13 protein-coding genes are annotated in these 12,092 nt (G+C 61.5%); 2 read left to right on the top strand and 11 right to left on the bottom strand.

The features are described 5' to 3' along the window. The first annotated feature begins 12 nt into the window (after window positions 1–12). Window positions 13–594: a TlpA family protein disulfide reductase gene (locus DFR46_RS11090; RefSeq protein WP_245953828.1), complete on the top strand. Its 582-nt coding sequence runs from the start codon at window positions 13–15 to the stop codon at window positions 592–594. Window positions 595–771: 177 nt separating this feature from the next. On the opposite strand, the gene dapD is transcribed toward DFR46_RS11090, so the two are convergent. Both dapD and DFR46_RS11080 read right to left on the bottom strand, forming a co-directional pair. Continuing rightward, entirely contained in the window at window positions 772–1,611 is an 840-nt protein-coding gene (gene dapD, locus DFR46_RS11085) for a 2,3,4,5-tetrahydropyridine-2,6-dicarboxylate N-succinyltransferase (protein ID WP_116236497.1), read from the bottom strand. After that, entirely contained in the window at window positions 1,608–2,276 is a 669-nt protein-coding gene (locus DFR46_RS11080) for a pyrimidine 5'-nucleotidase (RefSeq protein WP_116236496.1), read from the bottom strand. The genes dapD and DFR46_RS11080 overlap by 4 nt, the downstream gene beginning before the upstream one ends. A gap of 121 nt (window positions 2,277–2,397) precedes the next feature. Here DFR46_RS11080 and DFR46_RS11075 point away from each other — a divergent pair, with 121 nt between their 5' ends. Then, window positions 2,398–4,713 carry a S8 family peptidase gene (locus DFR46_RS11075; RefSeq protein WP_116236495.1) on the top strand — a complete coding sequence of 772 codons (2,316 nt, stop codon included), beginning with the start codon at window positions 2,398–2,400 and terminating at the stop codon, window positions 4,711–4,713. A 21-nt stretch (window positions 4,714–4,734) separates the two neighbouring features. Here DFR46_RS11075 and DFR46_RS11070 read toward each other — a convergent pair whose 3' ends face one another. From DFR46_RS11070 to DFR46_RS11030, 9 genes are all read right to left on the bottom strand, one after another. Next, on the bottom strand, window positions 4,735–5,088 hold the full coding sequence (locus tag DFR46_RS11070) for a HesB/IscA family protein (protein WP_116236494.1): 354 nt from the start codon (window positions 5,086–5,088) through the stop codon (window positions 4,735–4,737). Beyond that, window positions 5,088–5,603 (bottom strand): SUF system Fe-S cluster assembly protein, encoded by a 516-nt coding sequence (locus tag DFR46_RS11065; protein WP_116236493.1) that lies wholly within the window; start codon window positions 5,601–5,603, stop codon window positions 5,088–5,090. The genes DFR46_RS11070 and DFR46_RS11065 overlap by 1 nt, the downstream gene beginning before the upstream one ends. Before the next feature lie 24 nt (window positions 5,604–5,627). Next, a complete protein-coding gene (locus DFR46_RS11060) occupies window positions 5,628–6,842 on the bottom strand; it encodes a cysteine desulfurase (RefSeq protein WP_116236492.1) in 1,215 nt (404 codons plus the stop codon). Then, window positions 6,839–7,600, bottom strand: coding sequence for a SufD family Fe-S cluster assembly protein (locus DFR46_RS11055; protein WP_116236491.1), 762 nt, complete (start codon window positions 7,598–7,600; stop codon window positions 6,839–6,841). Before DFR46_RS11055 ends, DFR46_RS11060 begins: the two co-directional genes overlap by 4 nt. Beyond that, window positions 7,597–8,346, bottom strand: a complete 750-nt coding sequence (sufC, locus tag DFR46_RS11050; protein WP_116236490.1) for a Fe-S cluster assembly ATPase SufC — start codon at window positions 8,344–8,346, stop codon at window positions 7,597–7,599. Before sufC ends, DFR46_RS11055 begins: the two co-directional genes overlap by 4 nt. After that, window positions 8,333–9,040, bottom strand: coding sequence for a hypothetical protein (locus DFR46_RS11045; protein ID WP_116236489.1), 708 nt, complete (start codon window positions 9,038–9,040; stop codon window positions 8,333–8,335). Before DFR46_RS11045 ends, sufC begins: the two co-directional genes overlap by 14 nt. Then, window positions 9,037–10,518, bottom strand: coding sequence for a Fe-S cluster assembly protein SufB (gene sufB / locus DFR46_RS11040; RefSeq protein WP_116236488.1), 1,482 nt, complete (start codon window positions 10,516–10,518; stop codon window positions 9,037–9,039). The genes DFR46_RS11045 and sufB overlap by 4 nt, the downstream gene beginning before the upstream one ends. Then, window positions 10,515–10,964, bottom strand: a complete 450-nt coding sequence (locus DFR46_RS11035; protein ID WP_116236487.1) for an SUF system Fe-S cluster assembly regulator — start codon at window positions 10,962–10,964, stop codon at window positions 10,515–10,517. The genes sufB and DFR46_RS11035 overlap by 4 nt, the downstream gene beginning before the upstream one ends. A 103-nt stretch (window positions 10,965–11,067) precedes the next feature. After that, complete coding sequence (locus tag DFR46_RS11030) at window positions 11,068–11,919, bottom strand: AraC family transcriptional regulator (protein ID WP_116236486.1); 852 nt, start codon at window positions 11,917–11,919, stop codon at window positions 11,068–11,070. Window positions 11,920–12,092: the final 173 nt, after the last annotated feature.

Raw genomic sequence — 12,092 nt, 5'->3', positions numbered from 1 at the left:
TTGGAATTGCCCGTGCGCGTGTTGATCGCCCTGCTCCTTGGATTTGCGCCTCTGTTCGCCGCTTGCGATAGGCAAAGCGGCGAAGCCTCGCAAGAAGTCATGTCTGGAAGCGGCAGCGCCGAAAGCTATGGCGGAACGGAAACCATGGGCCGGGTCAGTGTCGAATATCGCGGCACGGCCGCCCCGGACCTCGCTTTCTCCAATGCCGAGGGCCAGACCATCCGCCTCAACGATTTCGAGGGCCAGCCGCTGCTCGTCAATCTGTGGGCGACATGGTGCCCGCCCTGTATCCGCGAGATGCCCGCGCTCGACGCACTTGCTGAGCGCGTGGACGGGCAGCTGAAAGTGCTGACGCTCAGCCAGGATTTGCAGGGCGCGGCCGTGGTCGGTCCGTTTTTCGCCGAGAATGATTTCCGGCATCTCGAACAATGGCTCGACGAGGAAAATGCGATGATGCAGGCGCTCGCCCTCGATACGCTGCCGGTCACCATCCTCTATGACAAGGACGGCACGGAGCTGTTCCGCGTCATCGGCGGCATGGACTGGGCCGGAGAGCGCGCCGAAACGCTGATCTCCGGCGCATTGGGCGGTTAGGTTTGTTTGGTCAGGCGCTTTGTCTGTCAGAAACTTTCAGGCGAAAGTTCGCCGCACCAGCCCTCTCCCCCACCCGACCTCCCAAACAGGATACACTCGTGAGAAGCCGGGTGGGGGAGAGGGCTGGTGCGGCGCTCGACCGACGGGTCGAGTCTGACGGATAACAGAATCCGATAATCAACCTCTCAGCAGCTCGTTCACACTGGTTTTCGAGCGCGTTTTCTCGTCCACTCTTTTGATGATCACCGCGCAATAAAGGCTTGGCGCAGCGGCGCCGTCCACCATTTCGCGATTGGGTGTCGATCCGGCAACAACTACCGAGTAGGCCGGGACGCGGCCGGTGAAGACTTCGCCGGTATAGCGGTCGATAATCTTGGTCGAGGCGGTAATGAAGACACCCATGCCCAGCACCGCGCCTTCTTCGACGATCACGCCTTCCACGACTTCCGATCGCGCGCCGATAAAGCAATTATCCTCGATAATCGTAGGGTTGGCCTGAAGCGGTTCGAGCACCCCGCCGATCCCGGCGCCAGCCGAAATATGGCAATGCTCGCCCACTTGCGCGCAGCTGCCAACCGAGGCCCAGGTATCCACCATCGTTCCGTTGCCGACATGGGCACCGATATTCACAAAGCTCGGCATCAGGACGACATCTTTGCCGATATGCGCGCCGCGCCGGACGATCGATCCGGGGACCGCGCGAAAACCGGCGGCGCGAAACGCATCGGCATCCCAGTCCGCAAATTTGGAGGGCACCTTGTCCCACCAGTGCCCGCCGCCGTTCGATCCTTCGATCAGCTGCATGTCGTTGAGGCGAAACGACAGGAGTACGGCCTTTTTCAGCCATTGATGGACAGTCCAGTCCGCGCCCGCGCGGGTTGCAACACGCGCTTCGCCATTGTCGAGCATCGCAATCGCCGTATCCACGGCCCCTCGCAATTCGCCGCCCGTGTTCGCGTCGACACTCTCGCGCCTGTTCCAGCCCTCTTCGATAATCCGTTCGAGCTTCTTGGTCATGCCGCCTCCACTATTGAGTCAAGCCACGGCGTCACCGCGGCAATTTCATAATCGATATAATGCGATTCGGCTTCATGCGAGCCGCTTTCCGAACCATTATTCACCCAGACCGTTACCATGCCCATGGCTTTTGCGGGCTTCAGATTGCGCGCCATGTCTTCCACAAACAGTGCACGATCAGGCTTAATTTCAAATGTGCGGCACATCGCCTCATAGCTGGCCCGCTCGGGCTTCGGCACATAATCGCAGGCAACAATATCGTGGATCGCCTCAAAGCTTTTACCAAGACCGAGTCTGTCGAGCACCCGCCGGGCATAGGGTGCATCGCCGTTGGTGAACACGAATTTCCGGCCGGGCAGCGCGCCAATGGCGTTAACCAACAACCGGTCTTCCGCGATAACCTCGAGATCGATATCGTGCACATAATCAAGGAAATGCCCGGGTTCGACGGCGTGTTTCTCCATCAGGCCCGAAAGGGTTGTGCCGTGCGAATGGAAAAACTGTTTCTGAATGCGCCGCGCTTCAACCCGATCAACATCGAGCAGACGTGCGATATAGTCACCCATCTTCATATCGATCTGATCGAACAGTTTCGCGCTCGCGGGATAGAGCGTGTTATCGAGATCGAAGATCCAGTGATCGATATGCGAAAGGTCGGGCGGCATGGCTGGGCGTTCCTAGTCCGACGGGATGGTTACCGCAAAGCGAATTTGGACTTAATCGTTCCGAAAGTCCGGATCGGGCAATAGTCGGGCGAGCGTGGGGCGCTCACAGGGTGATTCGTTCATGACCGGCAAAGCGCGCCTCCTCGTTGCTACCAATATTCCTTTATTTCTTGCGCTGGCCGCCTGCGGTGGTGGCGGCGGCGGCGGAACTGTCAATTCCGTGCCAACGCCCGCCGCCGCGCCCAATCCGGTACCGCCTACCCCTCCGCCACCGCCGCCTCCCCCACCCTCGATCAACACCAATACGACGGAGTTCAGCAATTCCGCCGGGATCGACCATGCCAATGCGACTGTCGCCTATGACGAAGGAGCGACGGGTGCGGGCATAACCGTCGCGGTGCTCGACAGCGGTATCGACGAGGACAGTTCCGAATTTGCCGGCCGGATCAGCGCTGCCTCACGGGACATCGCTGGCAGCCGGGGCATCGACGATGAAAGCGGCCATGGCACGTCCGTCTCGGCCGTCATCGCCGCCAACCGCGACAATGCCAATGTAGTCGGCATGGCGTTTGATTCCACATTGCTCGTCCTCAGGACGGACGAGCCCGGCAGCTGCGCCGACACCGGTCCCGACGGGGGCTGTCTGCACAATACCGGCGACCTTGCCGACGCGATCGACATCGCCGTGCGGAACAATGCCCGGACGATAAACATCTCTCTGGGCGGAGGCGGCACGACGCAGCGCTTTCGCAATGCCGTGGCACGCGCTGCCAATGCGGGTATCGTCATCGTGATCTCGGCCGGCAATGAAGGCGAAGAACCCGAAGGAGACAATCCCGACGGACTCGCCCTTGTCGCACTTTCGGCCGAAGCGAACGGCCATGTCATCATCGCGGGATCCGTGGACCGCAATGACGCGATCAGCGATTTTTCGAATCGTGCCGGTGACGGGCAGGCCTTCTATCTCGGTGCGCTCGGCGAGCGCGTGCGCAGTTTCGACGAGACCGGCACCAACTACCTGTTCAGCGGAACATCCTATTCCGCACCGCAGATCACGGCGGCCGTGGCCTTGCTTGCTTCCGCCTTCCCCAATCTCACGGGCAGCGAAATCGTGCAGCTCCTGTTCCAGAGCGCGCGCGATGGCGGCACCGCTGGCGACGATGCCATTTACGGCCAGGGGATTCTCGATCTCCGCGAAGCATTCCGGCCACAGGGATCGACCAGCCTTGCCGGCAGCGCCACACCGGTAAGCATGGCCAGCAACATCACGCTTTCCGCCCCGATGGGCGACGCGCGCCAAAGCGGAACCGGTGCGATCATTCTGGACGGTTTCAGCCGGGCCTTTGCGATCGATTTGGCCGATACGGTTCGTCGTTCGACCCCGAGCACGCAGCTGGCCGACAGCCTCGCGGTGAACCGCGGCGGGCAGTTTATCGCACCGGCCGGCAGCGACGCGATCCTTGCCTTCACCATCGATGCGCGCGCCACCCAGACGCGGATCGCGCGGCTTGCCCTGCGCGGCGAAGATGCCCGGCGCGCCCGCGTCGCGGCCGGAATGATCGCGGCGCAGCTGGACGCCAGCACCCGCATCGCCTTTGCTGTTTCGCAGGACGGCGGCAGCGTTGGCGCCCGGCTTAACGGCCGCGTCAGGCCCGCCTTTCTTATCGCGCGCGAAGCGGTGGGCGATAGCGGCTTTTCGAGCCGGGCCGACACCAGCTTCGCGCTGCACCGCCGGGCTGGCGCTCTCGGCGTGACCATTGTCGCGGAGCGCGGGCAGGCCCTGTCGCCGCACGATAGGGACCAGGCCCTCGCCCGCGATGCCTGGCTGGAATCCGGCTATACGATGATGGGCATCGCCGCGGACCGCCAATGGGGCGGGCTGCGTCTCGATGGCGGGCTCAGCCTGATGGCCGAAGACGAGACATTTCTTGGCGCCCGGTTCAGCGAAGCGCTGGGCGGCGGACAGGGCAGCACCTCGCTGTTCGCCGATATCGCCCTGCGCTGGGCCGGTCCCGATGGCTGGTCGCTCGGCGGCAATATGCGCCATGGCTGGAGCTTCGCAAACGGATCGGGCGCGGTTCTGCGCGGCGGCACGTTGCGTAGTTTCGCGGTATCCGCAGACATTTCGAAGACCGGCATATTGGCCGACAACGACAGGCTTTCACTACGCGTCGCACAGCCGCTGCGCGTCTATCGCGGCGGCCTCCGGCTCAATTTGCCGACCAGCTATGACTATGCGTTGCAGACGCCGGGTTATGAAAACCGGTTTTTCAATCTCGCACCCGAAGGACGGCAGATCGACATGGAAGCGGCCTATTCGCGGAGGATCGGCCAGGCCTGGCTGACCGGTCATCTCTTCTATCGCCGCGATCCGGGCCATTACGCATCGATCGACAACGATATGGGCGGCGCGATCCGGTTTACGCTGGGCTTCTAGCCTTCAACCGGCGGCCGGTGCCTAGACGGTAAAGCTCTCACCGCAGCCACAGCTGCCCGTCGCATTGGGATTATCGAAAACGAAACCCGCGGTGAAATCGTCTTCCTGCCAGTCCATGGTCGAACCGATCAGATAGAGCACCGATCCGGCATCGACATAGAAATCGCCGCCGGGCGTGACGATTTTCTCGTCCATCGGATCGGCCTCGGTGACGTAATCGACCGAATAGGCAAGGCCTGAACAGCCGCGCTGCGGCGTCGAGAGCTTCACGCCGATGGCGTCTTCCGGCGCCCGCTCCATCAGGGCCGCGATCCGCGCATGGGCGGTTTCGGTCAGGGTGAGCGCGGCCGGCATCTCCCGGGTTTTCGTGGCCATTACAGCATCCCCAGTTCGAGTTTTGCTTCGTCGGTCATTTTCGATGGATCCCAGGGCGGATCCCAGACGAGATTAACCTCGGCATGGCCGACGCCTGGAACCGAGCCGACACGCAGTTCGATCTCGCCCGGCATCGATTCGGCAACCGGGCAATGCGGCGTGGTCAGCGTCATGGTGACAATCGCCTCGGCGTTGTCGGAGACTTCGACGCCGTAGATCAGCCCGAGATCATAGATGTTCACCGGGATTTCCGGATCGTAGATCTCCTTGAGCGCGGCGATCACATCGGCGGTCAGATCGCCGCTGCCCGCGTCGGCGGTCTCGACAGGCGGCTGGGCCAGAAAGCCCTCGAGATAGTCCTTCTTGCGTTCCAGCTTCGCGGAATCGCTTTCACCCTCGACCGGCGAAGGTGCAGCGACATAGGCTTTCGGTTCGGATGCATCCTCGACCCGCGCCCTGGCGGGCTTGTCGACGGCACCGACTTCCTCGACCATGATCTTGCGTTCTTCGTTCATGCCCGGTTTCCCATCAGAAGATCCCTATCCAAAAATTCGTGTGACGCGCTCAATGCCCTGCACGAGCGCGGCGACATCATCGCTGTTGCTGTAAACGCCGAAACTCGCGCGCGCCGTGGCGTCGACGCCGAGCGCGGCCATCAGCGGCTGGGCGCAATGATGCCCGGCGCGAATTGCCACGCCCTCTTCGTCCAATATGGTGCCGATATCGTGCGGGTGTACCCCTTCGATCGCAAAGCTGACGATCCCGGCGCTGTCTTCTGGTCCGAACAAGCGCACGCTGTTGAACTGCGAGAGCGCCTCACGCGCCCACGTGACGAGCGCCGCCTCCTGCGCATGGATAGCGTCGAGCCCGATAGCCGACACATAATCGATGGCTGCATGCAGGCCGAGCGCGCCAACAATATGCGGCGTACCCGCCTCGAACCGCTGCGGCGGCGGGGCATAGGTTGTGCGTTCGAAACTGACCTTGTCGATCATCGATCCGCCGCCCTCCCATGGGGGCATGGCTTCGAGAATATCGGCCCGCGCCCAGAGCGCGCCGATTCCCGTCGGGCCGTAAAGCTTGTGCGCGGAAAAGACGTAGAAATCGCAATCGAGCGCCTGCACATCCACGGCCATGCGCGGTACCGCCTGACAGCCATCGAGCAACAGCTTTGCGCCCACTCCATGGGCCAGTTCGGCCGCCCGTTTCACATCGAGCAGCGAGCCGAGAACATTGGAAACATGGGCAAGCGCGACCAGCTTGTGCTGGTCCGTCAGCATCACCGCCATCGCATCGAGATCGATTTTGCCATCGTCGGTCAGCGGCGCAACATCGATTTGCGCACCCACGCGCTCGGCAAGCATCTGCCACGGCACGATATTCGAATGATGCTCAAGCGCGGACAGCATGATGCGATCGCCCGCGCCCAGCGCCCCGTTGCCCCAGCTGTTCGCGACAAGATTGATCGCCTCGGTCGCGCCGCGCGTAAACACGATCTCGCTGTCGGAAGCTGCACCGATGAAATCCGCAACCCGCTTGCGCGCTGCCTCATAGGCCAATGTCATATCAGCCGAGCGCGAATAGACGCCGCGATGCACGGTGGCATAGTCTTCGCCATAGCCGCGCGCGATCGCATCGATCACTGCCTGCGGCTTCTGCGCCGTCGCCGCCGTATCGAGATAATGCCAGTTGTTCGCCAGACCGGGAAAGTCTGCACGCACATCGACAGGAGTGGGGGCGGTCATGACGTTCATGTGATCGCCTCCAATTCAGCGAGCGCCTTCGCTTCGATCTCCTCACGGACACTGTCATCATCCAGCGACACAAAGGCATCCGCGATGAAAGCCTGCAGCATCAGGCGCCGGGCCTCGACCGGCGGAATCCCGCGCGAGGCCATGTAGAAAAGCGCGGCCTTGTCGAGCTCGCCGACGGTTGCGCCATGCGCGCATTTCACATCGTCCGCGAAGATTTCGAGTTCGGGCTTGGCGTTGGCCGTGGCGGTCCGGTCGAGCAGCATGGCCTTCACGGATTGCGATGCGTCTGTCTTTTGCGCGTCGCGCGCGACGCCGACCTTGCCGAGATAACTGCCCGTCGCCTTGCCGCCCAAAACGCTGCGAACGATCTGGTTGCTCGTCCCGCCCGGCTCGGCGTGGCGAATATCGGTAACGATCTCCAATGTCTGATCGCCGGTGCCGAGAATGGCCCCGCCCAGTTCGAAATGCGCGCCTTCTTCCAGCGTCGCTTCCACCGAGATGCGCCCATAATCGGCGGCGATGGCAAGGCAGTGAAGGGCGAAACGCGCATTCTTGCCGATGGTGACGGCGAGCGTCTTTACCGCGACATTGGGATCGCCGGACTCGAGAATGATCTGCCGGCTAACAGCTTCGCCCGCTGCGACCGCAATCTCTTCGCGCTGGCCGGCGATATTCGGCCAGACCGGAGCGAGCGCATCGAGATCGGCGTACCGCCATGCCTCATCGCGGCGAGTGGGGAGGGCGCGAGTTTCGGTCACGCCGCCTCCGCAATGGCTTCATAGCCTTCGCTCTCGAGTTGCAGCGCGAGATTGGCGCCGCCCGTCTTCACGATCCGGCCACCCGCCAGAACATGGACGAAATCGGGCTTCACCACGTCCAGAAGCCTTTGATAGTGCGTGATCAGCAGCACGGCTTTATCCGGTTGGCGCATGATCGTGTTGATGCCTTCGCCTACGGTGCGCAATGCATCGATATCGAGGCCGCTATCGGTTTCGTCGAGGATCGCCAGTTTGGGATCGATAATCCCCATCTGCACCATTTCGTTGCGCTTCTTCTCGCCGCCGGAAAAGCCAACATTGACGGCGCGCTTGAGCATTTCGGCATCCATCTTGAGCGCGCTTGCCTGTTCACGGGCGAGCTTGAGGAATTCGGCGCCCGACAGCGGTTCTTCGCCGCGCACCTTTCGCTGGGCGTTGAGCGCCGAGCGCAGAAACTGGACATTGGACACTCCGGGAATCTCGACCGGATACTGGAATCCCAGAAACAGACCTGCTGCAGCACGCTCATGCGGCGCGAGTTCGAGCAGGTCGATCCCGTCATAGGTCGCCGACCCTCCGGTGACCTCATAGCCGTCGCGGCCGCCCAGCACATAGGCGAGTGTCGATTTGCCCGCGCCGTTGGGACCCATGATGGCATGGATCTCGCCGGCCGCGATTTCGAGGCTCAGCCCCTTGAGAATTTCGGTTCCGCCGACTTCGGCGTGGAGATTGTCAATCTTGAGCATTGGGTTCCATTTCGTCTTCGGCTGTATCGCCGTCGGGGTTTTCTTCGGCAGTCGCCGCATCGTCTTCGCCAGATGGATCGGCAGACCGGGCCTCTTCATCCTCGGCCTCCGCAGCGGCGTCGAGCTCTCTGATTTCTCGCAGGTCTGTCACTTCGCGCGTGACGACGTTGGCAATCGCCGTGTCGGATTGCGCGACAAGCCGTTCGGCGCTTGCCCGAACCTCGATTTCTTCACCATCGGGATGATATGGCAGCAGACTGAAATAGAATGCGTTCACATAGGCTGCGCGCTGGCCCGAACAGCGCAGCAAAGCCTCCCGCCCGATCACATCCAGCGCAAAGCCCGTTTCCTCAAGCGCCGCGCCCGCTTCGGAAGCGCAGAGCGAATAGGCGTTGAAGGCAAGCGTGAGATCGGAAATCTCGGGTGCTTCCGCATCCTCCTCCGCCGCATCTTCTTCGCCGTCACCAGACGAGTCGGTATCCTCCTCGGTCGGCTCTTCGCCTTCGGCGTCCGTAGTATCGGCATCGCCCGCAGCGGTGTCACCGGCACCGGTAACAGCTGCGCCGCCTAACAGCGCATCGATCGCGTCGAGATCGACGGTACCGCCGCCTTCCTGCTCATCGTTCTGGGCAACCAGCGCGGTCGGGACAGCAAGCACCAGGCACGCGGCCATGGAAGCAAAGCGCATCATCATCCAACACTCCCTTCGAGCGAAATATCGAGCAGCTTCTGGGCCTCGACGGCGAATTCCATCGGCAGCTGCTTGAGCACTTCCTTCGCAAAACCGTTGACGATCAGCGCCACGGATTCCTCTTCGTCGAGGCCGCGCTGCTGGGCATAGAACATCTGGTCGTCGCTGATCTTGGAGGTCGTCGCCTCATGCTCGATCTGGGCGCTCGGATTCCGCACCTCGATATAGGGCACGGTATGGGCGCCGCACTGATCGCCGAGCAGCAACGAATCGCACTGGGTGAAATTGCGCACGCCTTCCGCGCCCGGCGCCACACGCACCAGCCCGCGATAAGTGTTGTCGCTCTTGCCCGCGCTGATGCCCTTGGAGATGATCGTCGAGCGGGTGCCGCTCGCATTGTGGATCATCTTGGTGCCGGTATCGGCCTGCTGGTAGTTGTTGGTAAGCGCAACCGAATAGAATTCGCCGATGCTGTTTTCGCCATTGAGAACGCAGCTGGGATATTTCCAGGTGATGGCCGAACCCGTCTCGACCTGGGTCCAGCTGATCTTGCTGTTCTTTCCCTGGCAAAGCCCGCGCTTGGTGACGAAATTGTAGATCCCGCCCTTGCCCTCGGCATCTCCCGGATACCAGTTCTGCACGGTTGAATATTTGATCTCGGCATCGTCGAGCGCGACCAGCTCGACGACTGCGGCATGGAGCTGGTTCTCGTCGCGCATCGGCGCGGTGCAGCCCTCGAGATAGGAGACATAGCTCCCCTTCTCCGCAATGATCAGCGTACGTTCGAACTGGCCGGTATTTTCGGCATTGATCCGGAAATAGGTGGAAAGCTCCATCGGGCAGCGGACGCCTTCCGGGATGTAAACGAAGGTGCCGTCCGAAAAGACCGCCGAATTGAGCGCGGCGAAATAATTGTCGTGCACGGGCACGACCTTGGCGAGCCATTTCTTCACCAGTTCCGGATACTCGCGAATCGCTTCGGAGATGGAGAGGAATATCACGCCGGCTTTCGACAGTTCCTCGCGGAATGTCGTTGCCACGCTCACGCTGTCGAACACGGCGTCGACGGCCACCTTGCGCGCGCCCTCGACCCCGGCCAGCACCTTCTGCTCCTCGATCGGAATGCCGAGCTTCTCGTATACGCGCAGGATTTCCGGATCGACCTCGTCGAGCGAACCGAGCTTTTCCTTGGCTTTGGGCTCGGCATAATAATAGGCGTCCTGATAATCGATCGCCGGAATGTTGAGCTTCGCCCAGTCCGGCGTCTCCATCTTCAACCAGCGGCGATACGCCTTCAGCCGCCATTCAAGCATCCATTCCGGCTCTTCCTTCTTGGCAGAGATGAAACGGACCGTGTCTTCGTTCAGGCCCTTGGGCGCAAAATCCTGTTCGATGTCGGACGACCAGCCGAACTCATAGGTTTCCGCTTTTTTGGCAGCCTCGAAGGCTTCTTCGTTCCGGAATTTCGTATCGTCGGTCATGCATGGGCACTTTCGGTAACAGGAACGGCCAGACCGGCTGGGCCGGTGCTGGAGAGGCTTGCAAGGCTGACATCGTTCAGCGCACCGCGAACTGCATCGTTGACGATACCCCAGTGCGGCCTGACCTGGCAGGCATCTTCCAGCCCGCAATCATGGCGGCCCTTTTCCACACAGGCGGTCATCGCGATCGGGCCTTCAACGGCTTCGATAATATCGGCAAGACTGATCGCCGCGGCCGGCCGCGCCAGCTGGATACCGCCACCCGCGCCGCGCATCGATATGAGCAGGCCCCCGCGCGACAGGAGGCTGATCAGCTTCTGGGTCGTGGGCAGCGGAATGCCCGTTTCCTCGGCCAGCTGCGTTGCGCTGGTCCGCGATCCGCCGCAATGCCGGGACGCGGCCCGCATCGTGACAATAGCATAGTCGGCCATACTCGAAAGGCGCATTGCGAATCCTCAAATCGGATTGATTCGTTCTGATTGACGATTTGGGCGCTTGTCCGCCAGAAATCAAGGCGTGAGAGGGCGAATAGCGATCCCGCCCCGGGTGCTAAGTATCGGAAATCAGTTTGCTGACCTTGCCGGCCAGTTTCTTGCGCCGCTCGGCCACTTCCTTGGACAGCGTATCTGGCTCTTTGCTGATCTTGCCGGGCGTCGCCCCGGTAAACTCCTTGATCTCGCGGATCAGGTGGGATTGATCGTAAAAGGCATCTTCGAGCGGGGCTTCTTCATCGCCGTCTTGGCGCACGAGGAGCGAAGCGGCGCGGAGCGCCCGATATTTGCGGGCGAGAAGTTTGGGCGACGCGCCGTAGAAGCGCTTCGTCATGCGTTCGACCTGACGCTTTGACAGGCCCGACTGGTCGATCAGGTCGTTGATATCGGGAGAGGCACTGCCGGTCAGCCATTCATCGACCACCCGGGTGAACCAGATCGGCGAAGACTCGGCATCTTTCAGAAGTTCCCGCGCGAAGGCCTCTCCTATCGTGACTTTTTCCGCCAGAGTTTCGGCAGCGTCGATCGCGGCATGGGTCTCCATCACGCCGTCGCCGAAAATGGAAGCCGCATCGATCAGACGATTCGTGTAGCGTTCTGCATCGGCGCCCATCAGGCTGCCCCATCCGGCCGGTTGCAGTCCTATCCCGAAAATTTCCAACGGCCCTTTGACATGGCCGATGGTCGGGCCCGTCGTCGGCCCGATAATCGTTACGGGAGCCGCATCCAGATAGACGCCGTCATGAAACTCGTACCCACCGCTCCCCTGCAGCAGAAAACGAAGCTGCGCGCGGTCTGCTCGTTCGGTCTGCGTGCTTTCGTCGATATCGGCGGAGAACAGATAGAAGGTCGAGACCAACTCCTGCATATCATCGGGAGGTGGTGCGAATTCCAGCGAGAATTTCGACATATCGGTCAAGTTTTGCGCCCCGAAGCGTTTTTGTTTTCTGCTTCAAAAACAGGGGGTAGCGCAATTCGATCACAAAAAAAAGCGGCCCAGGGCAGTTTCCTGCCAAGGGCCGCTAGTCTTAAGGTTCCTCACATGAGGATCCTTCGGGTCGCAGCGCCGGAATAGGCCGGAGT

Source organism: Parasphingopyxis lamellibrachiae (genome assembly GCF_003385775.1).
Classification (GTDB): domain Bacteria; phylum Pseudomonadota; class Alphaproteobacteria; order Sphingomonadales; family Sphingomonadaceae; genus Parasphingopyxis; species Parasphingopyxis lamellibrachiae.
The sequence above is the reverse complement of the archived record's forward strand: the minus strand, read 5'-3'. Positions and strand labels throughout refer to the sequence as shown.

Excerpts from the sequence above, each read along its gene's own strand:
- dapD (WP_116236497.1), bottom strand. The coding sequence starts at position 1,611 with ATGACCAAGAAGCTCGAACGGATTATCGAAGAGGGCTGGAACAGGCGC.
- DFR46_RS11080 (WP_116236496.1), bottom strand. The coding sequence starts at position 2,276 with ATGCCGCCCGACCTTTCGCATATCGATCACTGGATCTTCGATCTCGAT.
- DFR46_RS11075 (WP_116236495.1), top strand. The coding sequence starts at position 2,398 with ATGACCGGCAAAGCGCGCCTCCTCGTTGCTACCAATATTCCTTTATTT.
- DFR46_RS11070 (WP_116236494.1), bottom strand. The coding sequence starts at position 5,088 with ATGGCCACGAAAACCCGGGAGATGCCGGCCGCGCTCACCCTGACCGAA.
- DFR46_RS11065 (WP_116236493.1), bottom strand. The coding sequence starts at position 5,603 with ATGAACGAAGAACGCAAGATCATGGTCGAGGAAGTCGGTGCCGTCGAC.
- DFR46_RS11060 (WP_116236492.1), bottom strand. The coding sequence starts at position 6,842 with ATGAACGTCATGACCGCCCCCACTCCTGTCGATGTGCGTGCAGACTTT.
- sufC (WP_116236490.1), bottom strand. The coding sequence starts at position 8,346 with ATGCTCAAGATTGACAATCTCCACGCCGAAGTCGGCGGAACCGAAATT.
- DFR46_RS11045 (WP_116236489.1), bottom strand. The coding sequence starts at position 9,040 with ATGATGATGCGCTTTGCTTCCATGGCCGCGTGCCTGGTGCTTGCTGTC.
- sufB (WP_116236488.1), bottom strand. The coding sequence starts at position 10,518 with ATGACCGACGATACGAAATTCCGGAACGAAGAAGCCTTCGAGGCTGCC.
- DFR46_RS11035 (WP_116236487.1), bottom strand. The coding sequence starts at position 10,964 with ATGCGCCTTTCGAGTATGGCCGACTATGCTATTGTCACGATGCGGGCC.
- DFR46_RS11030 (WP_116236486.1), bottom strand. The coding sequence starts at position 11,919 with ATGTCGAAATTCTCGCTGGAATTCGCACCACCTCCCGATGATATGCAG.